This is a genomic window from Kocuria sp. KH4 (assembly GCF_053711175.1).
In genome coordinates, this window is sequence record NZ_JBSJYX010000003.1 from 108,864 (window position 1) to 133,843 (window position 24,980).

Here is a 24,980-nt window from a genome sequence, read left to right on the forward strand (position 1 = left end):
GGGCCAACGCATGTGTCTCCGCGAGACGTGCTTCCCTGTGTTGAGGACGTCTATGGGCGCCGGTGCGCGGAACAAACTATCCGACCGCGCTCCTTGAGCCAGCGGGTCAGGGCTCTGGCGCCTCGCTCCCGTACGGTTTTCACGGCATCTTCCTCGTAGCGAACACAGCAATCGGGATGGATATCAGGTGGGTTGACTCGAAAATCACTCGGCATGGCGTCCCCCAGTGAGCACGCCGAGTGCCTGGAGAATCTCTTGGGCCACTTGTTGGATGGCAGGTCGAGTCGTGGGCAGGGCGTACAGGTGGCTGTCGACTCGGATCGTCCCGTCGTCCCGAGCCTCGATGTGATGGCCGGTCACGCCGATGTGCACCTGCTGCTCCGTGGGACGTGTTCCATGGAGGTAGTCGCCTTCCCAGCGGGGAGAAGGGGCGAGCGCGATGTCTTGGACTGTGCCGTAGCTCATGGTCACCACAGCGGCTGCCAACGCGGCTAGGCGAGCGGGGGCAGAAAGTGTTCGCCCTGCAGGGGGCCTAACAAGTCCCATGGCTTGCTCAATACGGAGAACAAGACCATGGACGTCGCCGCTCATGACTGCCTCTGGCCAGGAGGATCGGAAGCCCGCCTTAGCAACGATTCCCGAACCTGATCTCCGGAACCCGACGTAGCCCTGTCCGGGAAACGCCACTTCAAACTGCTGGGCGTGTGCACCGCTTCCCTCCGTGGCGACCTCAAGCCAGGCATCTGGATGGAGGCGGAGCAGCTCTGCGGCGACTGACCAGCTGATCGCTTCGATGACATGCCGTCTGGGACCCTGCTGGTGATACCACTGGTCCTCCTGCGCCGGGAGGGAGGAGTGGTTCCTGAGTTCTCGTGCGAATGCTTCGAGGATGTGGACGGGTGGCAACGCACTGACCACCTGCGCGAGTTGGTCCATGGCGGGTTCCCCGGTGATCAGACGCCCGTAGAGTGCAGCGACGGCGGGCGTGCGGCCCTGCGCCTGCACGCAGTGGAGCAGCACTCTCTTCCTCTCCGCCCGGAACAGCTTCACGGTGTTGGCCGCGTCCTCCAGGACGAATGAGAGATTGGGGTTGTCCGCGGGCTGGTCCGAGTCCACGAGCCAGAAGCTGGCATGGTCTCTTTCTTGCACCGAGGCGGGGCGCTGGGCCGTGCCGAGTCGGCACAGACTCACCGCCGCGGACGGTGCCATTGTTTCCAGCGCGCCGACTCCACCGAGCTGGACACCCTGATCGGCCGGGTGATTCACCACGGTGTTCCGGGCCGGCCACGTGCTGTAGTCCATCCTCACGGCGTTCGGCCATCGATCCGATTTCAAGTCACGGCCGAAAGCCACCGTGATAGCGGAGCGCATAAGCTCGTCTGCGGTGCCCCCAGTGGGGCCGGTGAGGTCGCGACGCCACGCGAAAGGGATCGCCGAGAAACCGCGTGCGGCGCCCAGAGTGGCACCCACGAGAGCGCCCACAGACTCAGCCTGGTAGTACCGGAGTGCTTCCACGGAGACATTGCGGAGGAACCGTTGAGGTCCCGGGGTGTGCTGCGCGAAGGCGACGACGGACCACGCCTTCTGGATTTGGTCCAGGCTGAGGTTGCCCCCGGCGACATCCATAGGATGGCTCGCCTGCACCTCGTCGACAATCTGCGTCCAGCGGGCGCAGGCAGGTTCGCCGCTCAGTGCTGCTGCCTTCCTGAGGTCAGCGTCTCCCGAACGCACAGTTTCGGCGAGCATCACGCTCCAGATCCCACAGGCCATGGCCAGAGCGTCGTCGAAGGTTTCACCGGCCAAGGACCGGGCGAGGTCGAATATCCGGTGTGGCACCTCCCCGAGCGTCGTCAGAGAGACAGCCGCGGCGATGGCCAGGGGCGCCCGGGCCGTGGCCGCGACCCAGTCAGCGTCCTCGGCCGAGAGCAGGGCGTCCGCCCGAACTCGAGCCAGGTCGGTCGTGATCGAGTTACAGCTCGTCGCGGGCGCACCCGGCCAGGACGTCAGGACGTCAAGAGCTGCCCGAGTGGTCGACGTCGACGGACCCCACGTGTGCCGGGCGGACGCGGCATCTGAGGTGAAGCGGCTGTGAGCGTCCCCGACCGCCATCCCCACGAGGAGTCCGGCGGCGCGGTCCTGTTGTGGTCCGGTTAATTTCATGTCGTTTTCCGATCGCGGGCCTGGACAGTGGTCATCGAGGCGGCCGTGTTGGCTCTCACCCGGTGCGGCATCATTCGTCGCGGTCCCGCCGCCACTCCAGCAACCTGTTCAGAACAGTGCACGCCGCCAGCTCCGGACCCTCGTCGCCGGAGCCGGCGGTCCACAGGGGCGCCATCCCGGTGGCGATCACGTCTGTCTGGTCCACGACGAAGGAGAAGTCGTTCACGGTGCACAGCAATCTCGGGCCGTACCTTTCATGCATGTAGCCCCACCTCTCCTCGGCTTCGGCCAACGGCTGCACCCGCACAGACCGGGTGGAACCGTATCCGCTCCGCACCAGGGCTGCGGCGAACTCCGCCTTCCACGGGGACGTGGTCGTCTGGATGACCACGCACCCCTTGAACAGCAGACCCAGCTCCGCCTCGAGACGAGCCACGACGAGGTGCGGCCCACCGGCGGTGACGAGCTGGGACCAGCTCAGGAACGGCTCGCCGTCTATGGCGATGCCCGCTCCCGCACGCAGGAACTCGATCCGGGTGCCTCCCAGCAGGACGACGAATCCGTCTCCGGGACCGTCCATCGGTTCGACCCATCCGTCCGCGTGGTCCTTCTTGAGCAGCTCGGCGGCGATCGTCCAGCTGAGGAGCTCGATGAGTTGCCGATCCACGGCCAAATGGTCGAAGGGCGCTCGCTCCTCGATGACGTCCTCTGTCAACTCCCTGGGGCGAACGTCGGCGGACGCGAGGTAACGCAGGAGGCCTGCGTTGGGTGCGGCCTGGGGAAGGGCGCGGGCAATCCGCTGGAACTCCTCCCACGCCGACCGCCCGGAGATCAGTGCCCCATACGGCGCGGCCACCGTGGGCGTCCGGCTTTCGCCGGTCAGACCGTGCAACAGGACTGTCTTGCCCTCCTTGCGAAGAGTGAGAATGGCGCGGACTGCATCCGCCAGCACGAAGTCCAGATTGGGATTGTCCCGTGGATCGTCCGAATCGACCAGCCAGAAAATGGCGTGATCAGCCACCGAGCCACGTGGAGGTTGGAGTTTCGCTCCCGGCTTGCACAGGCTCACGGCGGCTTCGGTCCGCGTTCCCTCCAGCGCTTCGATGCCACTGAGCAGGACGCCCGGGTCGCTCGGGTGGGCCACCGTCACCGGAGAGACGGACTCGGGCGGCTCCGCCCGCTGGAACTCAGGCCAGCGGTCGGGGACATGCTCGAGGTCCAGCGCCGCAGACACCGCCGAGCGCATCAGGTGCTCCATGCTGTCACCGCGACCATCTCGCAGGAACCGTCGCCAGGCCCACGGGATGGCTGAATAGCCGTGGATCGCGCCGAGCGCTGCACCCACCAGCGGACCGACGGTCCACTTGCCGTCCGTGGAGCGCCCTGCCTCCATGCCCGTGGTGAACCGTTGTGATCGCTTCGTGGTGCCGGACGTTGACACGGCGGCCCAAGCAGAGTGCAAGAGGTCATAGGGACCACCGCCGTCAAGATCCGGGTCGAGGCCCCGCTCCATGTCGCAAATCCGACGGTTCCACTGGTAGCTGCCGCCGCTCAGGAACTGCAGGCCGACGCGCAGATCGGCTTCCCCGGTCAGCACAGCGTGCTGAAGCATCGCCGCCCACAACCCGCACGCCTCCCCGAGTGCTCTGGGATCCCCGTACTCCATTTCCTCCCCATCACCCTCCGCCAACTTTTGGGTCCAGCCGAAGAATTGTTCGGGCTTCTGACCGAGCTCCCGGAGGACATGGCCGCTGAAGTAGCCGAAGGTGAGCAAGAGGGGCGAGGTCCATGCGTCCCACGTCAGGTGCTCGAAGGGCTCGGGCTGATCCTCCTCCACAGCGATCAGCGCCCGGTCCGTGACGTCGCCCGAGTATCTGCGCGGGACGCGCTCGGCGCGGTTCCCTGACGCCATTGATTCACCAACCGCCATACCCACCAGTAGGCCAGCGGCACGATCCTGTTGGGCGACGGTGAGCCGGGGTGGCGGCTGCCGCCGCCCAAAGGGAATGTCTTCGCTCATGCCATGGGTCCTTCCACGGGAGATCCAAGATGGCTCGGCAGCCTGTTAGGAGGAACTCGACTGATCCCAGTCGAGAACGAGTTGTGCTCTGTCTTGTGGGCGAGCCCGCCCACAACACCGAGACCGCTGGCCGGCAGTGCCGTCGCCACGGCGCTCTTCCTCTCGTCGAAGACTTGCAGAAATCCCAGGTCTACCGCTGGCATGACATGACATCGGACAGAACACATTCCTTTGCCCGGGAATTCTTCGACCCTCCGATGAGGGTGCTAGAACAACTCATCCGAGGACGAGTCGGTGGCGAGAGCCTCGTCGTCGAGATCCTCCTCGTCCGTCACCAACCGCACAAGGTCGGCTGCAAAGAGCCGCTGCTCGGAATCCGCCCGCCCTGACTTGTCGAAAAGGACGCCTTCCTGCTTCAACATCTCGGCGGGATCATCGGTCCGGTCCTCCTCACCCCAGCGGAAATCTGGTGATGGCTTCGCGGAGGAGGTGAGCACCCGGTGCGGGTTCGGGACGGGGGCGTCTCGGAGCCGGTTGCCAATGGGCTGGGCTGCCGTCCCCAGAGCCTTCGCTAGATCTCCGTAGGTAGTCCACCGGCCGGCAGGAATTTCCGTGAGCATTTGGTCCAAGCGGTGCCACAGATTGTTGGGGCCGCTGTCCTTGACGGCGGTGTTCGGGCCGGGCCACGCCTCGATGATCATTTCCATGAGCTGCTGGCCGCGTTGTTGGATCTGCTCGGGTCCCCACTCGATAGCGGCGGCGATCGCTTGATTCATGCGGAGTCCGCTCCGACCGAGCTCTATCTTCTTATCCTCAAACGGGCGGTTGCCCATGGGCGAGTTGTATCCGGTCAGAGTCAGATTGCCAAGGGTGTGGACGATGTCCTGGTGCACCTCATCCACCCGGTCCTCGCCCACCGCGGCGGAGAGGCTCTGCCGCCATGACGAGGAGAGGGTCTGCGGAAGGACGTGCTCAATACTCAGCTTTGCAGGGTCCACAGGCTCTCGACTCTCGAAGAGCTCCTCGATCCAGGTCAGCAGAAGCTTGCGCTGGCTGGCACGTCCGACCGCATAGAACGGGACGTTTGCCACGGCCTGCCGGATGTCCTGGTCGGTCGAGTAGTGCCGCTGACCGCGGGAGAAGTAGTCTCGCAGCTCTTTGTCGACGTCTGAGCTGCGGCCGATGTCCTGGACCGTCTGCGCGAACATGCGGTTCAAGCCCATCGATGGGCGGCCCACGAGCAGCCGCCGCACCAGCAACGATTCGATGACCAGGAGTGCGCCGGCGAGCGCCTCGTCGTCGAAGCGTCCCTCGGCCCGCAGATGCAGCAGGTGCAGGACCAGCGGGGCGACAGTGGCTGAAGCCCACGCCTGCAACCGCTGGAGTCGGCGCCGCACGGGCGCCGACCCCTCCTCCTCAGGCCGGACGATGAGGCGGTAGAGACGAGCTAGCTCGAGGAGGCGCCGTACTTCAGCGGCGATCTCGTCCTCCGTGCCGAACGCCTCGAAACGCTTCTTCTGCGCCTGATAGGTGTCGCCAATCTTCACCGTGGGCTTGCGCTGCACCAGATCGAGCCAGAAGAGAGTGTCCAACTCCTCCCGCGTCAGCAGATCCTGGAGTGGCTTCCACAGGGTGCGGTAGACGTGGTCACCCTGCTCGGGAAGCCGCATGAAGATGTGGTTCCGGAGCAGGTCTCCCTGCGACAGTTTGAGTCCGGTGTTGTTGAGCGACTCGAAGATGCGGTGAACGTTGTCCGACTCGGCCGTGCTGATCGACACCAAGGAAAGCCGGCTAGTGGTTGCCTTCTCGATCTCCTCCACCGGCAGTTCGGTATCGATCAGAGCGGTGCGGAACCAGCGGTAAGCGGAGCCGATGTGCCCCTCACCGTCCGCGCCGGGCACCCCATCGATAACGGCCGAGTAGGCGTCTCGGTCGGCCTGAGTGGGGACCAGCTTGGTTCGATACGGATCTTCCAGGTACTGATTGGTGAGGAACGTGTTCTTGATCCGCTCCGCTCCTCGCCGGGCAGCGGAGTCATGACTCAAGATATGGTCGTGAATGGCGACCAGGAGAATTGTCAGAGTGGTCAAGCGTTGCTGGCCATCGACGACGAGGTGACGGGTCAGCCCGCCGGCGACATTGCCTGCATACGGAGCGAGAACCAGCGAGCCGATGAAGTGGTTCGAGGAAGGATCCTCTTTTATGTCCTCGGTGAGCTGAACGATGTCCTGCCACAGAACGCTCCATTGCGCCTTTCCCCATTGGTACGGCCTCTGGTAGAGGGGCACCAGATACTGATTCTCGCCCTCGAGAATCTTCTGCAGAGTCGTTTCTTGTGCGGCAACCATGGCTCCATCTATACCTTGTCGTTGATCGGGGAGCGGCCTCGGAGACCGCACATTCCCCCGGGCAAGTTCGGGCGCGTGGCCCGATGCCTGCATCATTTCTAAGCCGGCACCGCAGCACTCACCAGCTGTTCACCCTCCAGCGCGACCCGACCACGCTGCTGGGCCACCAGCAGGGATCGCCCGAGCTGGGCATCCGTGGACTTGTTGGTCTTCACTCGGCCGAAAAATTTCAGCACTGCCTGCTTGGCCTCGTCCATGGGCAATGAGCCGTGGCGCGACAGAACGACCTCGAGAGCATTGGCAAGCTCGACCGGGCTCACCTCATCAATCCGCCGCTGCGCCGGGGTGCTCCGGCGTGCCAGGAGCCAGCGGTCGACGTCGAGACCCTGCGGCCACACGAAACCGTCGGCGTCGACCTGCACCTCGGCGTTGCCGATCTGGTGCTCCACCTTCTTTCGCTTGGCTGCGGTCGCCCGTTTGGCGCCGTGGGCCTGGCAAACCAGCGAGACGAGCCGGTCGCGGTGAATCGGCCCCTCGGCGTCGACCACAGTCTCGATGACCCCCCGCACGCTCTCACGGTGGGCCAGCTTTTTGAGACTTTCGAGCATCTCCGGCTCGCCAACGACTTCGACCTCCCACGGCTCCCACTTGAGAGAGCGTGCTCCGCGCGGTCGGTCGGTGACGGTCTCCTGGACACCCCCACGGACATCGACCTCCTCGTCCTCCTCCGTCGGGATGCGTTCCGGCGCGGGTGTCGGCTCCTCGGTGCCTGTCGTAGATTCCGGCGGCGCGGGTTCCTCCTGCTGAGCCTCGGGTTCGTCGGACCCGTGGTCCTTGACCAGCTCGTCGATGACCTGGTGGCGCAGATCCATGATCTGGCTGACGCCGGCTCCGTCGCCGATGAAGTCCAGCACAATGCGCACGGTGTCCACGGCGCGCAGGGCATCGAGCACACTGAGTTCGGCGTGGTGCGCCACCTGGTTACGGACCAGACGCAGGACGCCGCCGTAAGTGCCGAGTGTGCGGTGCTTGTCGGTGGCGCTGAAGGGGAAGCCCAGGTTGCCGAGCCGTTCGGTGACCATGCGCAGTTGCAGGGCAACGTCTTGAGGGTCGTAGGTGTAACCGTGCTTACCGCGATCTTCGTCGAGCACGCGCAGCACTTCGGTCCACTCCAGATTGCCGAGGTGCGCCTTCAACACTGCGCGAATGTGTGGCTCCAGTCCCTGTCCGAGGATCTTTAAGGACTGGTGCACGTATAGGTCGGGGGTCATGGGCATGGCTTCTCCATTCTGGGGAGCGCCGCGACATCGTGGCGCATTCCTTGATGCAAATCTATGAGACGGGTCGGACGCGCTAGCAAGGGACCACGGCAGTCCCCGTGAGTGACTCATCGATGTACTGCGTTCCCGTTTTCCAGCTCATCGCCCGACGTGCTCGTACGCCATCACCTGCCGCACCGTCGGCTGACAGCACACCAGCACCAATTCCCGCACGCGTCCGCCGGTGATCCGCTCCAGCTGGCCGGCGTATAGGGACAGCTGCTGTCGGTAGGCCTCCTGGCTCACCTGAGAGAGCGCCATGTCCGTCTTGTAATCCACCACGAAGTAGTCCCCGCCCGGCTCCCGGTACAGCAGGTCCACCACGCCCTCGAGCACGGCGCCGTCCTCGTCCACGGTGGCGACCGGCAGCTCCTTCCAGTGTTCGCCCGCGGCGGCCGCCCGCACGGGGTCGGAGTCCCAGGCCCAGCGGGCGCAGGCGAGCAGTGCCTCGATGTCGGGCAAGTCATGCAGCTCGGCGACAGCCGGGGCGTGGCGGTCGAGCGACTCGCGGTCCGTGAGGTCGCACAGCTCCATCAGCCGGTGCAAGGCCGTGCCGAACTCCGGGCCGTGCAGCAACTCGTGCCGGGACTCGACGGGAGGACTCTCCAGCGGCACGAACCGCTCGGGCTCCGCCGGGGACGGGAGGTGCGGGGCGGCGGGAGCGTCGTCGCCCGCCGGTGCCTGCGCGGGGGAGGGCGAGGGAACGGAGACTCCGCTCTCGACCGGTGGAGTGGGTGGCGCCGCGTGCGCCACCCGCGTCACCGACCGGCTGCCCTCGACCCGCGATGCCTCGGCCCAGCGCCCGCTCACCGTGGTCCAGTCGGCGAGCACCTCGTCCCAGGACCTCTCCTCCGGGACGGTCTCCGTCGGGCGGCGGACGCTCTCGACGACCTCGAACGGCAGCTCGGGCGTGCCGGCCACGTGCGCCTTCCGCAATTGCGCCGCGTGCGAGGACCCACCCGTCTCCGAGACCGTGTACAGCGACACCACCAGGTGGCTCTGTGCCCGGGTGCACGCCACGTAGAGCAGCCGCAGCCGCTCGGCCGTGAGCATCTCCTTCTCCCGCTCCTTGAGCTCCCCATGGCCGGCGGTGCTCAGCCCGGTCTTGAGGGAGACCTCCATCGCCCCGTCCTCGGCGAAGAGCACGTGGTGGGTAGTCGGCGGCACCTTGGTGCCGGTGCCGGCGAGGATCACCACCGGGTACTCCAGGCCCTTGGCCGCGTGCACCGTGGTGATCCGCACGGCCTTCGCGTCGGTCTCGGGGACGACCGCCTCCTTCACCCGGGCGCCCTCCGCCGTCTGGGTCTCGGCCCAGCGCAGGTAGTCGCGCAGGCTCCCGTGCGTGGCGGTGCCCCAGGCGCGGGCCTGGTCCACGACGAAGCGCAGCCGCCGCCACGTCTCCCGGTGCCGAGGCGAGTCCGTGGCGGCCTCCAGCACCAGGAACTGCTCGAGGACGCACTCCATGAGGTCCGCGACGCCGGACCGGGACAGCTCCTGCGAGAGGTTCCGCAGCGCCAGCAAGGTGCGGGCCACGCGGGTGTCTTCGAGCCCTTCGGGGGCGTCCGCCCGGTAGTTCCACCAGCCGCCCCCGAGGCGCCAGGCGGCCAGCTCGTCGTCCCCGCAACCGAGGATCGACGTCCGCAGGGCCAGCACGAGCCGGCCCGAGTCGGCCGGGTTCGCCAGCGCCTGCAGGATCAGCATGAGCTCCCGGACCTCCGCGGCGCCGTAGACCAGCGATGAGGCCTCGGCCCGGTAGACGATGCCCGCCTCGTCGAGCGCCTTCTCCAGCACCTCGAGCGACGTGCGGGTGGGGAGCAGAATCGCGATGTCCTCCTCGGTGACGGGCCGGGTTTCCGCGTCGTCGCGCCCCTCCTGGTGCCGCCAGGCTGGTCCGCCGGTCCGACCGAGTGCGGTGAGCACCGTGTGCGCCACATGCCGGGCCTCCCGCTCATGCAGCTCGGCGGCCTTGAGCTTCCCGCCGTCCTCGGCGCCGGGCAGGGTCAGGCCGATCACGCTCACGGGGTGCCCGAAGCCCTCCGGCAGCGGCGGGCGCGCCGGGTCCGGCACGAGCGGCACGTAGGCCGGCTGCCGGCCGTGCTCCTCCTCGATGAGCACGCCGAACACCGCGTTGACCCACTCCAGCACGGGCCCCACGGAGCGGAAGTTGGTCTGCAGGGTCGCGATCGACGACGACGCCTCCGCCGCGGCGCGCTCCTGGAAGCCCAGGTAGGTCTCGATGTCCGCCCGCCGGAACCGGTAGATGGACTGCTTCGGGTCGCCGACCGTGAACAGCCGCCCGCCGTCCACGGGCAGCTCCCGCCAGTCGTCGGGCCCGCAGGAGACGGACGAGGCCAGGCGCAGGGCGATCTCGGCCTGGATGGGGTCGGTGTCCTGGAACTCGTCGATCATCAGGCACGCGTAGCGGCCGTGCAGGCGGGCCCGGACCTCGGCGTGCTCCTCGCCAACGAGCAGGTCCCGGGCCAGCACGAGCTGATCGTGAAATTCCAGCCGTCCCTGCCGGCGGCGCTCGTCGGCGGCCTCGCGCAGAACGGAGGCCATCACGACGATGACGAGGTCCAAGGACTGGCGGATCACCGTTTCTTTGAGTGCCACAGCACGGTCGCTGATATCCTTCGCGAGCGCCCGGACCTCACCGACGTCACCAGTCCATTTCGTCTTGGATCCCTTGCTGAAGTTCTTGGTGGGCACCTTGGCCAGGTGAGAGAGCGCCGTTCTAAGAGCACCGCGCCGAGCGGTCTCAATGTCATTCGCCCAGCCGAGCAGCAGACCCGTCGCGATGTAGAGAAGATCGTCCTCGGTCTTACACCCCCCGCGCATGCGGCGTAGCTCGTCGCACGGCCGGACGATCTTCGACCACTCTGTGTCCGGAATGGTGAAGTCGCTCTTCTTTGCTTCTTCCCACGGCAATCGGTCCCAGTTTCGGTCCATCGCCTTGGCCGTGTCGCGGAGCGTGTTCAGCTTCATGTCGCAGGAGAACAGCACCTCCATGGCCGCGGAGTGCTCGGGCTTGCCGAACAGCGCGCCGACGATCTGCTGCCACCGGTCCTCGAAGGCCAGCGAGGACGCGATCTCGTCGAGGGTCTCGATGCCCGGCGGGACCTGGGCCTCCAGCGGGTTCTCCCGGATGATCCGGGCGGCGAAGGAGTGAATGGTGCCGATCGGAGCGATGTCCAGGTCGTGCAGGGCTGTGCCGCGGCGGGAGCGCACGGCGTCGTCGTCGGACCCGGCCCCGAGCGCGGCCCGGACGCGCTCGCGGAGCTCCCCGGCCGCCTTCTCGGTGAAGGTGATGGCGACGACCGCGGTGATGGGCGTGCCGCGGTCCACCAGCGCCACGACGCGCTGGACCATCTCGCGGGTCTTGCCGCTGCCGGCGCCGGCCTCCACGAACACGGAGGACCCGAGCTCGTGGCGGATGGTCTCGCGGGCGTCCTCGTCGACGAGCTCGATCTGCAGGGTTTCCGGGGTCATCGAGTCTCCTCCTGGGTCAGCAGCACGAGGTGGGGTCCGAGCTCGGGGGCGTCCTGGAGCTTTTCCCACAGGGTCGTCACGTCCCGGTGGCCGCAGACGGTGGTGACGTTGGTGTAGCGCTCCGACTCGGGACGGTGCGGGAAAATCCCGGCGCGCAGCGCGGTGACAATGCCGTGGGCATCGGCGCGGAGGGCGTCGACCACGTCGTCGGTCAACTCGTAGCCGACCGGCTCGCCGGGTGCGCCGAGAAACCAGTACTCGGCGCGCACGTCCGCCCCGCCGAGGGAGCGGGCGAACAGGCCGTAGACGGGCAGCTGGAACTTGGTGCCGCCGGCGGTCGGGTCCTCCGGGGTGATGGCCTTGAACTTGTCCCGGCGTCCCGACTTGTAGTCGACCACCCGCATCGTGCCGTCCTCGTGGCGGTCCACTCGGTCCACCTTGCCGCGGAAGCGCAACACGGTGCCGTCCGGGAGATCGAGGGCTATCTCCGGGTCCTCGCCGAAGTCGACCTCGGGAGCGTTGAGGCCCCAGCCTCCGGCGTGCTGGTCCTTGAGGTGCGCGTGCGTCTCCCGCAGCTGCTCGAGCATCTCGGCCCGATGGTGCTGCCAGAGGTCCTCGATCCAGTACTCGTTGCGCTCCCGCGCCATGATCCGCTCGGCCTCCCCGAGCAGGTGCTCGACCGGCGGAAGGGCACCGTTCGCCAGGGCCTGGTTCGCGTGGTGCTCCAGCGCCTCGTGCAGGATGTTGCCCTTGGTGAGCGGGTCGATGTGCTGCGCGAGCTCCCGGTCCGCGAACAGCTCGGCGCCCAGGACCTTGGTGACGAAGTAGCCGAAGGGGTTGTTGACCCACTCCTCCAGCGCCGTGGGAGAGACGGGACGGTTCAGGAAGTCCTCGGGAAGGGCCGCCGGGCCCGCGTGGCCGGTATAGCGGGTGAACCGGCCGCGCCGCCGGTCGGCGCGCATCTCGAGGGCGCGGTTCAGGTGTTCGCTATCCAGATCGCCCGGGTGATGGCCGCGGACGGTCAGCCACTGCTGGCGCAGTTCTTGCGCCGTGGCCGGCTGCGGCGTCTCGTCCGGGGCCCAACCGGCGCTGTCCCGCAGGGCCGCGACGGCGGAGGGGATCGCGGTCTCCGGCTCATCCCGGCCGAGCAGGGCCGGGAGCCAGCGCGAGGGGAGGTACGTGCGGCTCTCCCGCAGACTGCCCCGAGGCTGGAGCAGCAGCGGCGCCGGGACTACGCTCAGTGCGGCCTCGAAGAGTTCCCTCTGTCTCCGGACGCGCTCGTCCAGTTCCGGCAGACCCTCGGTGCGTCTGCGGACGTCCTCGGGGAGCAGCGCATCCTCCCGGGCATGGACGGGTACGAGACCGTCGGCCAGGCCCAGGAACACGGCATGGTCGAGGTCGCGGCCCAGGGCGTCGCCGAGCGAGCCGGTGGTCACGCCGGTGCCGATGCGCCCGGTCCTCGAGCGGTGGGCGGTGATGACCTCCTGCACGGTGTGCGCCACGGTCCGCGACTCCGGGGTCGACCCGCAGCCGTCGAGGTCGGCCAGGTCCGTGAGGGCGTCCCGCAGCATCGTCCGGGCCGCGGCCCGGGTGGGCTCCTCTGGGCCGGTGGCGGCCAGGAAGTCGTCCACCAGGCGCAGAAGGACCTCGGAGGTAGCACTCCACGAGCCGGCCTGTCCGACCTCGTGCAGCTGGGCGGACAGTGCCTGGTGGAAGGCATCGAACTGCCGCTGGGCCTCTCTGCGCTTCCGCTTCTTCTCTGCTGCGCGGTCCTCCGCCGCGGCGGTGCCCTGGTCGCCGGGATCTGCCACCGGTTCGGCGTCGTCGTCCTCCGTGCTCACGGGGTTGACCCACAGGCGCTCGCAGGCCGCGGAGGAGGGCAGGGGGAGATCCCGGTGGCGCACGAGGCCCTCGGCGATCGCCTCCAGCAACGGGCGGACGGACAGCAGTTCCCCGGGCGCGGGGAGGTGATCGAGCAGCCGCAGGACGCTGCGGGCCATGGGGGTGTCGACGAGCTGCACAGGGGCCGGGCCGTTGAACTCGATGCCCGCATCCTGCAGCCGCCGGGCGACGAGCGGACGGTAGATCTCCTCCGAGGACCAGAAGACGCCGATGCGGTGGCCCGGGGCGCCGCCTGCGAGCCAGGACGCCACTGCCCGAGCGGCGGCACGAGACTCGTCCTCGGGGTCGGAGGCGCTCATCCAGTGAGCTCCGGCCAGGTCGGGGCGACCGGCGTTCAGAACGTCGCTGTCGTCGAGGCCGAGCGCCTCGAGGACCGCGGTGGTGGCCGGCTCGGTGGCCGTCGGCAGGGCGAAGGCGAGGACGGTGCCGATGTCGCCGGCCTTGCCTGCGGCAATCCGCTCCGCGGCCGTGGTCAGGGCCTCGTGGCGGGACCAGAAGCCGCCCTCCAGCCGTGCGGTGACGGCCTGGTGGGCGCGGTGCACCTCGGAGACGACCGGAGGCGCTCCGGTGGGATCGAGCTCGATGCCGTCGAGGGTGGCCGAGCACCGGGCGAGGGCCTGGGCGGTGACGGGGCGGTCCGCGCAGTAGTCGAAGCGCCCGGGCTCCACGGCGAGCAGCCCCGCCGCGGCGGCCTGCCGCACCATCGGGGTGAGAGGCTTGCGGGACCGGGCAGCGTCGACGAGGAAGATCTCCGTGGCGAGCTGGTCGACGGTCACGGCGCGCACGTTGGCGATCCCTTGCCCGCCTTCGCGAGCCGCCTCCCGCGCGAGGCGCCGGATGACGTCGAGGCCACTGGCCGGAGTGGGAACCAGGATCGTGACCCGGGCCAGCGGGGAGCCCGCGCGGACCTCGGACACACGGTCCGCCAGGGTGATCCAGGCCGACTCCACGTCCACCGGCTCTGCAGTCGTCACGGCGTTCTTCCTCTCCTCGAAGCGTTTCCGGAATCGCAGCGAGGTCGCCGCCACGACGACAATTTCGTGGGTCGCGTCCTCTTTGCAGGGGACGCATCCGGCAGGCCTGTTTTCATCTGCAATCCGATATCCGACTGTAAGGGCGGACTGGGACATCGCACGACTGGCCAGCTTTATTTTTTGAAGTCCCGAGGGTTGCTGATTTTTTGAAGTGCAGGACTCCTCGGTCTGTGGCACAGGCCTGGAGCCCTGCCTGTTGCAGGGCGGCACAAGATGGTCACCGCGTGACTGGTGATGGTGCTTGAACAGCCGCTTCACTGAGGAGGCAGATTCAACGGCCGCAGGGGCCGTGCAGAGCCCCATCGTCGTGCACGCCCCTGGAGGGCCTCTCGAGAGCCGCCAGGAACGCTGGTCCTACTGAGGTCGGCATGTTGCAGCCATTCGTTCAGTCCGCTTGCGTGGTTGCAGCACCTACAGTATGAAACTTAACTAGTGCAAAATCCTGTCCGGAGGATCCCAGGGCAGAGGCGCTGAGCACAGGGGGATCAAAAGATGTGGACGGTGGGCAAATGAAGGAACGCACCGAAGTCGCGGCTGCTCTCGAGGTGTGGCGCGAAGGGCTGGTGAACCTTTCAGGCGTCAATCGACTCATCAAGTTCAAGGCCAGCAAGTCCGGAACCGTGGCCATCAACCGTCCGGATCCTCAGGAAATCTTCTCCGGCTTGTCGGCGGGCACGGAATGGAGGTTCCAGGGCGCCCCCGACCGGCGGGTCCAGGACGGCGACGACCCGCCCGAGGAGGATGACGAATCGACCACCGATCCGGTGGTCGATGCAGACACCAAAGGCGCAGTGCTCCACAGTCCCCGTCCCGATGCAGAGTTGGGTGCCGCGCTTCGGAACCTCATGCGAAAGGCCAATGCCGAGTATCTCGACCGAGGGCTGACCGTCCTGTACGTGGCGCTGGGCATGCTGAACTGGGAGGACGTCGACGGGACGTCGATGTCGAGCCCGCTGCTGCTCGTTCCCGTCGAGCTCCACCCGTCGGGGCCCAAGGGCACGCCCACGCTCACTGTGGGCGACGACGACGTGGTTCTCAATCCGGCACTGACGCTCAGAATGCGTGAACTCGGTGTCACGCTGCCGGACGTCGAAACGACCGGGGCATCCAGCGTCGACGACCTTCTGGAGAGCGTCAGGAGATCGGTGCGCCAGCACGCCCACTGGGGCGTGGAGCCGACCGTGCTCCTGTCCACGTTCTCCTTCCACAAGGAGGCGATGTACCGCGACCTGCTGGACAACGAGGAACTGGTCCTTGCCCACCCCGTGGTGCAGGCGCTCGGCACGCGGGACCCGGCGTCGCAGAGCCCGGAGTTCATCTTCGACCCTATTCCGGCGTCCGACATCGATCACCAGGCGCCCCCGGAGGACATGCCCCTCGTCCTGGACGCAGATTCCTCCCAGAGGGCGTCGGTTGCCGCAGCGGTGGCCGGCAAGAGCTTCGTGATGGACGGCCCGCCGGGCACGGGCAAGTCCCAGACCATCGCGAACATGATCGGCGCCCTGTTGCACGCCGGCAAGAGCGTGCTGTTCGTCTCTGAGAAAGCAGCCGCACTGGAGGTGGTGCGCAACCGCTTGGCCGATGCCGGCCTGGAGAACTATCTGCTGGAGCTGCACAGCCACAAGGCAAGCCGCAAGGAAGTGGCGTTGAGCCTCGCCAAGGCGCTCGACACCGTACCCATCCCGCCCCGGGGCATGGACAACCTCTCGCGGACGAGCGTGACCGACCAACGGCAACGTCTCAATGCGTACGCAGAGGCGATGAACGAGGTGCGTCTGCCGCTGGGCATGTCGCTGCACCAGGTTATCGGACTTCTGAGTCACCTGGTCCACGCGCCTGCTGCGCCGATGCCCGAGCTGCCGCCGGCAGACCTGAGCCAGGCCGATTACCAGTCGTTCCAGCAGACCGTCCAGCGGCTCCGACGCGCATGGGGACCCGCGGAGCAGGGAAGCACGTACCTGTGGCGCGAGGTCCTGGACCCGTCATCCCTCGAGATACGCCTCTACCAGGCCAATTCCGCCCTCGAAGAACTGGAAGGCGTCACGACGACGCACGCAGCACTGGCTGCGTCGTTCGGGCTGGCTCGCCCCAGCGAGGCGAGCACGCTCGTGACCCTCCTCGAAGAACAGCACGTGCGCCGTCCGCCCGGGGTGCTGGACGCATGGCTGACCACATCAGACTGGGACGAGCTGACCGGTGGCCGCGAGAAGCTGGGGGCCGGCATCGGTGCGGTCGCGTCCGCCGAGAAGGCGTTCCTGGACGGCGCCGGTGTTCCATGGAATTCCATGCCGGCCCCCGACGACGTTCCGGATGCGCCGACGCCCATCGCCTCGGACCCCGCGCCTATCGTCCTGGGAGGTCTGACGGCCGCGTCAGCACAACAGCTCGCCGACGAGTTCGAGGCCGCCTCACGCCGCCTGGAAGAGCGACTCGACCAGCTCCGCGGGTTTGCTCAGCGTCTCGGAATGCCCCCGGTGGAGACGTACGAGGACGCGGAGAGGATCTTGGGGTTGGTCGCCCTCGGGTTCGAGACGCCGCGACCCCATCCGGATTGGCTGACGCGGGATGGGCACGCGGCGGCTGAAGAGGCACTTGCCGTCCTCGAAGAGCGCATCGTCCGCTTTCATGCCGTGCAGACGAGGGCCCGTGAGTATTTCACCGACGAGGCGCTCAACGCTCCTGTGGCCGAGCTCCACGATCGCTTCGTCAACGTCCACAAGGGCCTGAAGAAGCTGTCGGGCGCATATCGCGCGGACAAGCGAGCCGTGACCGCACTGCTGAACGACTCAACGGACATCGAGGCGGGCATCGAGCACCTGCATCTTGCCATTGCGTGGGGAGAGGCGGCGGACGAATACGCATCTGCTGTCGAACAGCACTCCGGGGCGTTGGGGCCGTACTGGAATGCAGCGGAGACGGACTTCGTCGACGTCGCCCAGGGATTGCGGACGGCACACTCGGCCATGCGTCTCGTGCGAGAGAGCGAAATGCCGTCCGCACTGATGCGCTACTTGGCCGTCGACGAGCCTCCCGCTGCGTATCGCGCCCTGGTGCAGGAGATCACCGAGGACCTCGAGCACTGGAAGCGATCCCTGCGTCCGGCACCTGCCCTGGCGGGGAGAAACGATCTGCTCCTGGCCCCCATCGGCACGTCGACAGCGTGGTTGGACGTGCACGTCGAGCCGTTGAAGCAGACGGCGGCCCGAGTGGCCACGATCGACGCAGCAGTCGGACGAGCCGTCACCCTCGATGAGGCAGGACAGCTCCTGACGCTTCACTCCTCCACCGTGAAGGTTCGGGACGGCTTCGACCGTGATGCGGACGCCTTCGCGGAGATGTTCGGCGGCCACTACAGGGGTGTCGACACGGACTTGGCGGCGCTCGACGACTCGTTGGCATGGGCCGCGCGCATGCGCTCGCTCGCGGGTGGACCTCTCACCGTGAGTCAGGTGGAGGCATTGGCCACCTCGTCGCGGACCGACAATCTCGCGCCGGCGCTCGAGAAGTGGACTGAGGCCCGAGGGCGCATCGTGCACGCGTTCGCAGAGGCACGACATGCTGAACTGCTGAGCGAACTGGACGAGTATCGCAACGCGGCGGAGTTCATCCGCGAGCTGCAGGAGGACAGCGCCGGGCAGGATGAATGGTTCGCGCACGTGAAAGCGCGGGAGCAGCTCGCCGTGCTCGGGCTCGATGCCGCGATCGAGTTCTGCGTCAAAGAGGGGCTCCCATCCGATGCTGTCGCCGATGTGGCCGAACGGGCGCTGCTGAGGTCGTGGGTCGACCACGTCTTCCAGAGTGACGACCGGCTCGAACCGTTCGGGGCAGATGACCGGGATGATCTCGTCGCCCTGTACCAGGACCTCGACAAAGAGCTGATCCTCAACGCAGCCAGCGACATCATGCGCGCGGTCAATGCGCGACGGCCGTCGATGACCGCCGTCGGCGAGCCCGGCGTCATCAGACGAGAGGGGATGAAGAAATCCCGTCACCTCTCGGTCCGTGAGCTGATCGCACGAACGCGCGACACCGCGTTGGCCGTGAAGCCGTGCTTCATGATGTCCCCGCTGGCGGTCAGCCAGTACCTGCCTCCTGACATGAAATTCGACGTCGTCATCTTCGACGAGGCGTCTCAGGTCACCCCCGGGGACTCCATCAACTGCATCTACCGCGGCCAGGCGCTCATCTTGGCCGGCGATGACAAGCAGTTGCCCCCGACGTCGTTCTTCGAGCGCGTCGGGGACGACGAAGGGGACGGAGAAACCGACGTCTCCGATTTTCAGTCCGTGCTGGAGCTGACCAAGGGCTGTGGTGCCTTCAACAACCTCGGTCTCAAGTGGCACTACCGCAGCCGCCATGAGGACTTGATCGCGTTCTCCAACCAGAAGTTCTACGACGGGAAGCTGGTCACCTACCCGAGCGCTCAGTCCGACGGCTCGGAGGTCGGCGTCGAGTTCTTCCACGCGGGAGGCGTCTACCGGCGTGGTGGGGGAGCGGACAACCCTCTCGAAGCGGCGATGGTCGCGGACCGGGTGATCGATCACTTCACCAACCGGCCGCATCTCACCCTCGGCGTCGTCACCTTCTCAACGGCTCAGGCGGAGGCGATCTACGACGCTCTCGACAAGGCGCGAGAAACGCGACGTGACCTCGATCGGTTCTTCGACAACGACGACCGTCTGCACGCGTTCTTCATCAAGTCACTGGAATCCGTGCAGGGCGACGAGCGCGACGTCATCATCTTCTCCATCGGATACGGCCCGGACGAAGCGGGGAAGATCACCACGAATTTCGGCGTGCTGAACAAGCCCAAGGGGTGGCGGCGGCTCAACGTGGCCATCACTCGTGCTCGGCAGCGGGTCGAGGTGGTCGCCTCGCTGAGGGCTGGAAACATACCGCCGTCCGAGAACGAGAGTGTGGAACATCTGCGCGCCTATCTCGACTATGCCGAACGAGGGCGGAAAGCGCTTGCCGTCGACCTGGGTACCAGCGGGCTCGGGCCTGAGAGCCCGTTCGAGGAGTCGGTGGTCGGTGTCATCCGCTCCTGGGGCTATGTCCTCGAATGCCAGGTGGGCGCGGCCGGCTATCGCATCGACATCGGAGTCCGGCACCCGGAACGCCCGGGGATCTTCGCTCTCGGTGTCGAGTGCGACGGATACCAGTACCACTCGGCGCCGGCGGCCCGGGACCGCGATCGTCTGCGTGAGCAGGTCCTCCAGGGGCTCGGCTGGCGGCTGCACCGGATCTGGGGCACAGCCTGGTATCGCGACCGCAAGGGTGAGGAGGAGCGTCTGCGGGCGGCCATCGAGAATGCTGTTCGCGAGGCAGACGACACCGACGCAGGAGTCGCACCGACTCGCTTGGAGCGGCCCAAGGTCGAGACCGCATCGGTCGAGCACTCGTCTGTGCCTTCGTGGTCGACCGAGTACATGCTCGCCGAAGTCGGGCAACGTCCTCGGTGGGCGGACCCGGCAGAGAAGGAGAGCCGGTCCGACCTGGCCTCCGCGGTGCAGAAGATCGCGGAGGTCGAGGGACCGGTCCACATCGACCTCATTCACCACCGTCTCCGATCGGCGTGGGGCATCGGACGGATCGGCTACCGGGTCCGTGACAACATCGATGCCGCCATCGAGCTGGCCGAGGTGGTGCGTGACGATGCTTTTGTGGACCTGCCGAACCGACCTGTCTATCGTGTCCGTGTTCCCGCCAACGGAGCAGCCCGAAAAGTGGAGCAGATCCACGACGATGAACTGCGTCTTGCATACGCGATGATGCTCCGCGATGTTGGATCGGTTTCCCGAGAGGATCTGATCACGGCGATCGCGCGCCTTTTCGGGTGGTCCCGCACGGGCGTCGACATCAGTCGACGGCTTGCTTCAGTGCTCTCAGAACTGATCGAGGACGGGGATGCGGCCGAGGAAGGTCAATACATCAGTCTGGACGAAGCGGCGGTGCTGAATCCGTAGTCACGTGGAGTGTCGCGCTGACTGGGCATGCTCGTCGTGCGAAGTGATGGGGTAGGGACACGGGCTCGGGTCGGCGAAACTGCGCGCGACATTCTCCGCTCACGCCGGTCGCCGGCCGCACTTCAGTCTCATGTGGAGAATAAGCGCCTCAGCCTGGGCGGGTGATGGCAGTCATGAACCCGCGCTTCAGGTCCATGAGGAGACGTTCATGCTCCGTGCCATCTGTATTGAGCGCCGGCTGGTGATCCTCGACCCACTGGGCCTCGAGTGCGTCCGGCTCGTCCTTCGGCCCGCACGGCACCACCCCAGCAACAGGTGATCGGTCAGCCACGTAGTGAACCGGTCCTCGGAGTCCGCATGCGGGATCACCCGGCCACGGCTGTTCAGTGAGGCGCCCTCGGTCCAACTGGCGTCACCGGTCTCAGGGACCGCCCGCAGCGTCCGGTGCAGTGCCGATCTGCGTCAGAGCACAGGCGCCCGGTCCGCATAACGGGTCGCCACGTCGTAGGCGCCGGCGGCGCGCAGCAGCTCGACGTCCCGGCCGTGGGCGGCGACCACCTGCAGCCCCACCGGCAGGCCGCCCGGGCTGAACCCGCCCGGTACCGAGACCGCAGGGCAGCCCGTGGCCGAGATCAGCGTGGCCGAGCGCATCCACTCCACGTAGGTCTGCATCTCCACCCCCGCCACGGTGCGCGGCCACCGCTGCTCGGACGGGAACGGCAGGACCTGGGAGGTGGGGCACAGCAGCAGGTCGTAGTCACCGAAGAACGAACGGGTCGCCGCGTGCAGGCGGGTGCGCGCGAGGGCGGCGTCCATGAGCTGCGGGCCGGTGAAGGCCAGGCCCTTCTCTACGTTCCACACCACTTCGGGCTTGACCTGCTCCCGGTGCTCGGCGACCACGGTCCGCAGGTTTCCGGCCATGTCGAAGGCCCGGGTCACATCGAACACCTCATCGGCGTCGCGCAGATCCGGGACTGCCTCATCGACCACGGCCCCGAGCTGCTCGAACACCCGCGCCTGGGCCAGGAGCACCTCCACGATCTCCGCCTCGACCGGCACGCCCACCCCGAAGTCCGTGCTCAACCCGATCCGTACCCCGGCCAGGGGCCGGGCATCGGGGTCGGGCAGGTCCTCGGCGGCCAGGGTGCGGAACGCGGCGCGCTCCACCGGGCAGGCCAGCGGAACCCGGGGGTCGGGCCCGGCCAGCACGGACATCGCCAGGACGACGTCGTCCACGCTGCGGGCAATCGGCCCGCTGCGCGCGAGCCACGCCCAGGCGTCGGCAGACGGGGCCAGCGGCAGCACCCCGGCGGAGGGCCGGAACCCGACCACGTTGCAGAACGCCGCCGGGTTGCGCAGGGACCCGCCCATGTCCGAGCCATCGCCCAGCGGCTGGATGCGGGCGGCGATCGCCGCGGCGGCCCCGCCGCTGGAGCCACCGGCGCTGCGGGTGCGGTCGTAGGGGTTGTGCGTGGTGCCGAAGACCTCGTTGAAGGTGTGGGAGCCGGCGGCGAACTCCGGGACGTTGTTCTTCCCGGTGCTGATCACCCCGGCGGCCCGGAACCGGGCCACGATCAGATCGTCGTGGTCGGGCACCTGCTCGGCGAACACCGGCGAGCCCAGGGTGGTGCGGATCCCGCGGACCGCATGGGTGTCCTTGTGGGTCATCGGCACCCCGTGCAGGGGCGGCAGCTCGTCGGCGGGCGTGCTGGTGGTCAGCTCATCCGCCCGGGCGGCGGCCTGCTCAGCCGCCTCCCGCACCTGGGTGACCACGGCGTTGATCGCCGGGTTCACCGCGTCGATCCGGGCGAAGTGGGCGTCGAGGACCTCCCGCGCGGACACGCTCCGCTGCCGGATCGCGGCCGAGAGCTCACGGGCGGAGAGCTCGAGCAGGGAGGTGTCCGCGCGGGCGCTCATCGGGCGACGCCCACGCGGGAGAGGATCGCCGTGACCGCGGCGGTCACGCCCGTGGTCAGGGTCGGCTCCAGCACCGGGGCGAAGAAGGGCGAGTGGTTGGTCGGCACCGGCTTCCCGCCGTCGAGCACGTCGTCGGGTGTGCCCCCGAAGAACCAGTAGACGCCGGGCACCCCGATGGCGTCGGGCAGGTGCCCGAAGTCCTCGCTGCCCATCTGGGCGGGGCGATCCAGCACGTTTCCCTCGCCCAGGACGGACCCGAGGGCCTGCTTGAGCGCGGCCGTCTCCGCGGGGTCGTTGACGAGCAGGGGGAAGGTGTAGAGCTCCTCGATGTCCGGGGCCGGTGCGCCCGAGGCGTCGGCCTCCGCGCGGATCACCCGGCGCAGCGCGGCGAGCACCTTCTCCCGGACCTCGCGGTCGAGGTTGCGGACGTTGACGGTGAACACCGCCGTCGGCGGGATGATGTTCTCCTTCAGCCCCGCGTGGAAGGTGGCGACGGTGATGACGGCGGACTGCTGGGCGGGGACCTCGCGGGAGACGATGCTCTGCATCCGCACCACCATGTGGGCGGCCAGCACCACCGGGTCGATCGTGTCCTCGGGGCGGGAGCCGTGCCCGCCGCGCCCGTGCACCGTGACCCGCCAGCTGTCGGCCATCGCCATGGCGGGGCCGGTGCTGATCTCGACCTGCCCGGCGCGGCCCGGCCACACGTGCTGGCCGTAGACGACCTCCGGGCGCGGGGCCCGGTCCCACAGCCCGTCGTCGAGCATGGCCCGGGCGCCCTCGGCGGTCTCCTCGCCGGGCTGGAAGAGGAACACGACCGTGCCCGCCCACGCGTCGCGGTCGCCGGCGAGCAGGGTCGCGGCGCCGATCGCGCTGGTGATGTGGGTGTCGTGGCCGCACGCGTGCATCACCGGCACCTCGGTGCCGTCGGGCAGGGTGCCGCGGGCCGTGGAGGCGTAGTCGAGGCCGGTGTCCTCGGCCAGGGGCAGGGCGTCCGTGTCGGCGCGGAAGCCGACGACGGGCCCCTCGCCGTTGCGCAGGACGGCGACGACGCCGGTGCCCCCGCACAGGAACGTCTCGCAGCCCAGCGCCTCCATGCGGGACCGGATCAGCTCGGCGGTGGCGTGCTCCTGCATGGACAGCTCCGGGCTCCGGTGCAGGTGGCGGTAGAGCTCGTGCAGGTCGTCGCGGAGCGTGGTGGGGACCTCGGGAACGGTGGTGGTCATGACGTCCTTTCGTGGGGAGGGTCAAGGGTGGGCGGGCTGTGGGATCACAGCAGGGCTTCGTCCCCGGGGCCGGCGTGCCGGGTGCTCCGGTTGCGCAGCACCCAGGCCAGCACCATGGTCAGCAGCACGACCACGGCGGTCGCGAAGTTGCGGAACGTCGGGCCGAGGACGGGCACGAGCAGCAGCTGGACCACCGCGCCGACGGCGAGGGCGATGATCGTGATCCGCGGCTGCTTGACGTAGGCGGCCAGCTGGACGATCACGGCGCCGATGATGGCGGGGAAGATGTAGAGCTGGGCGACCTCGGTGATCGAGGCGGGAACGATGCTGACGAGCCAGGTGCCGAGGATGCCGACGAAGATCAGCAGCGAGAAGATGTGCACCACGGCGGCGCCGCAGATGGCCATCACGGCGGCCAGCTCGGAACGCCGGGTGCCGGGCTTGGCGTCGATGGCGGCCTGCGCCACGATCGCCGAGGGCAGCAGCTTGTTGGCGATGTTGCCGATCATGAAGGCCTGGTACATCGCGGCCGGTCCGAGGACGGGGAAGTAGGTCAGGGGCTCGACGATCGCGAGCACGGCGAAGACCGCGGCCACGGCCAGGTAGGCGGTGACCACGGTGGAGAGCGGGATGTCCAGGTCGCTGAAGAACAGCAGGTAGGCGGGGCCGGCCAGGGAGAGCAGCAGGCCCATGGTCATGGTGATCCGGCCCCATCGGGACGTGGTGCGGTCGTAGGCCGCGTAGGCGGCGGTTGCTGAGCTGGTGGTGGTGGCCATGGGAGCTCCTGGGGTCGCAGAGGGGGTCAGGCGGCGGGGCCGAGGCCGGCGCCGTGGGCGAAGTAGGCCACGACCAGCCCGACGATGATGGAGATGCCCAGACCCCACTCGCGCAGCCACGGGGCGTTCAGGCGCTTGGTCAGCACCAGGCACACGGCCATCACCAGCGCCGAGGTGGCCACGGTGATGATGTGCACGCTGCCCTTGGGCAGCTCGGCGACGCCCAGGGAGGCGAAGGCCGCGAGCAGAGCTGCCGAGGGCACGATGGCCATCAGAGCGGGGTTCACGGACCGCAGCTTGGTGTCCCCGCGCTTGAGCATGGGCGTGAGGATCAGGGTGGCCAGCATCCACAGCCCGCCCGAGAGGCTCATGGCCATGAACGCGACGGCGTAGACCTCCGGGGTCCAGCCCGCCCCGCCGAGCGCGGCGTCCATCGTCCCGGCCGCCAGGTTGGCCGAGGAGGTCTCGGTCGCGGCCGAGCCGACGAGGCCGATGCGCACCAGCACGGCGGGCGCGCCGAACAGCGGCAGCAGGGCGATGGCCACGACGACCACCGCGAGGGAGGGCCCGATCGCGGCGATGCCGCCGGACTTGAAGGAGCGGCGCAGGTCCTCCCGGGTGAACCCGAGGTCCGCCCCGGCGGTCCGGGCGGCGCGCACGTAGATGACGGTCTGCAGGATGATCACGGCGAAGACGCCGAGGGCGCAGACCCACAGGAAGGGGAGGTTGACGTACTCGGACAGCGGTCTCATGCGGGTCCCTCCAGAACGGGATGACGGAACGGGGGCTCGAGGGTCGGGACGGGTGGTTCCTCCGGCGCGGG

General features: G+C 68.0%; 11 protein-coding genes. 1 reads left to right on the forward strand and 10 read right to left on the reverse strand.

Annotated elements, in window-relative coordinates:
• Positions 1-204: 204 nt before the first annotated feature.
• The 6 genes from ACWCOM_RS03870 to ACWCOM_RS03895 form a co-directional block, all read right to left on the reverse strand.
• Positions 205-2,160: a TY-Chap2 family putative peptide chaperone gene (locus ACWCOM_RS03870; protein ID WP_454547420.1), complete on the reverse strand. Its 1,956-nt coding sequence runs from the start codon at positions 2,158-2,160 to the stop codon at positions 205-207.
• Between the two features lie 70 nt (positions 2,161-2,230).
• Positions 2,231-4,180: a hypothetical protein gene (locus ACWCOM_RS03875; RefSeq protein ID WP_454547421.1), complete on the reverse strand. Its 1,950-nt coding sequence runs from the start codon at positions 4,178-4,180 to the stop codon at positions 2,231-2,233.
• A 266-nt stretch (positions 4,181-4,446) separates the two neighbouring features.
• The gene (locus ACWCOM_RS03880; protein ID WP_454547422.1) at positions 4,447-6,528 is read right to left on the reverse strand and encodes a GmrSD restriction endonuclease domain-containing protein; all 2,082 of its coding nucleotides are present in this window, start codon (positions 6,526-6,528) and stop codon (positions 4,447-4,449) included.
• Between the two features lie 98 nt (positions 6,529-6,626).
• The gene (locus tag ACWCOM_RS03885) at positions 6,627-7,805 is read right to left on the reverse strand and encodes a DUF3320 domain-containing protein (protein WP_454547423.1); all 1,179 of its coding nucleotides are present in this window, start codon (positions 7,803-7,805) and stop codon (positions 6,627-6,629) included.
• Positions 7,806-7,946: 141 nt separating this feature from the next.
• Positions 7,947-11,336, reverse strand: a complete 3,390-nt coding sequence (locus tag ACWCOM_RS03890) for a UvrD-helicase domain-containing protein (RefSeq protein ID WP_454547424.1) — start codon at positions 11,334-11,336, stop codon at positions 7,947-7,949.
• Positions 11,333-14,212: a PD-(D/E)XK nuclease family protein gene (locus ACWCOM_RS03895; RefSeq protein ID WP_454547425.1), complete on the reverse strand. Its 2,880-nt coding sequence runs from the start codon at positions 14,210-14,212 to the stop codon at positions 11,333-11,335. The genes ACWCOM_RS03890 and ACWCOM_RS03895 overlap by 4 nt, the downstream gene beginning before the upstream one ends.
• A 569-nt stretch (positions 14,213-14,781) precedes the next feature.
• Between ACWCOM_RS03895 and ACWCOM_RS03900 the strand changes: the two genes are divergently transcribed.
• Entirely contained in the window at positions 14,782-20,238 is a 5,457-nt protein-coding gene (locus tag ACWCOM_RS03900) for a DUF3320 domain-containing protein (protein WP_454547426.1), read from the forward strand.
• A gap of 462 nt (positions 20,239-20,700) precedes the next feature.
• On the opposite strand, the gene ACWCOM_RS03905 is transcribed toward ACWCOM_RS03900, so the two are convergent.
• Genes ACWCOM_RS03905 through ACWCOM_RS03920 form a run of 4 tightly spaced genes read right to left on the reverse strand, consistent with a single transcriptional unit; the run spans position 20,701 to position 24,909 of the window.
• Complete coding sequence (locus ACWCOM_RS03905; RefSeq protein WP_454547427.1) at positions 20,701-22,155, reverse strand: amidase; 1,455 nt, start codon at positions 22,153-22,155, stop codon at positions 20,701-20,703.
• Complete coding sequence (locus ACWCOM_RS03910; RefSeq protein ID WP_454547428.1) at positions 22,152-23,381, reverse strand: amidohydrolase; 1,230 nt, start codon at positions 23,379-23,381, stop codon at positions 22,152-22,154. The genes ACWCOM_RS03905 and ACWCOM_RS03910 overlap by 4 nt, the downstream gene beginning before the upstream one ends.
• Positions 23,382-23,425: 44 nt before the next feature.
• A complete protein-coding gene (locus ACWCOM_RS03915; RefSeq protein WP_454547429.1) occupies positions 23,426-24,157 on the reverse strand; it encodes a hypothetical protein in 732 nt (243 codons plus the stop codon).
• A 26-nt stretch (positions 24,158-24,183) separates the two neighbouring features.
• The gene (locus tag ACWCOM_RS03920; RefSeq protein ID WP_454547430.1) at positions 24,184-24,909 is read right to left on the reverse strand and encodes a DUF5058 family protein; all 726 of its coding nucleotides are present in this window, start codon (positions 24,907-24,909) and stop codon (positions 24,184-24,186) included.
• Between the last annotated feature and the right edge of the window lie 71 nt (positions 24,910-24,980).

Excerpts from the sequence above, each read along its gene's own strand:
- ACWCOM_RS03870 (WP_454547420.1), bottom strand. The coding sequence starts at position 2,160 with ATGAAATTAACCGGACCACAACAGGACCGCGCCGCCGGACTCCTCGTG.
- ACWCOM_RS03875 (WP_454547421.1), bottom strand. The coding sequence starts at position 4,180 with ATGAGCGAAGACATTCCCTTTGGGCGGCGGCAGCCGCCACCCCGGCTC.
- ACWCOM_RS03880 (WP_454547422.1), bottom strand. The coding sequence starts at position 6,528 with ATGGTTGCCGCACAAGAAACGACTCTGCAGAAGATTCTCGAGGGCGAG.
- ACWCOM_RS03885 (WP_454547423.1), bottom strand. The coding sequence starts at position 7,805 with ATGCCCATGACCCCCGACCTATACGTGCACCAGTCCTTAAAGATCCTC.
- ACWCOM_RS03890 (WP_454547424.1), bottom strand. The coding sequence starts at position 11,336 with ATGACCCCGGAAACCCTGCAGATCGAGCTCGTCGACGAGGACGCCCGC.
- ACWCOM_RS03900 (WP_454547426.1), top strand. The coding sequence starts at position 14,782 with ATGAAGGAACGCACCGAAGTCGCGGCTGCTCTCGAGGTGTGGCGCGAA.
- ACWCOM_RS03905 (WP_454547427.1), bottom strand. The coding sequence starts at position 22,155 with ATGAGCGCCCGCGCGGACACCTCCCTGCTCGAGCTCTCCGCCCGTGAG.
- ACWCOM_RS03910 (WP_454547428.1), bottom strand. The coding sequence starts at position 23,381 with ATGACCACCACCGTTCCCGAGGTCCCCACCACGCTCCGCGACGACCTG.
- ACWCOM_RS03915 (WP_454547429.1), bottom strand. The coding sequence starts at position 24,157 with ATGGCCACCACCACCAGCTCAGCAACCGCCGCCTACGCGGCCTACGAC.
- ACWCOM_RS03920 (WP_454547430.1), bottom strand. The coding sequence starts at position 24,909 with ATGAGACCGCTGTCCGAGTACGTCAACCTCCCCTTCCTGTGGGTCTGC.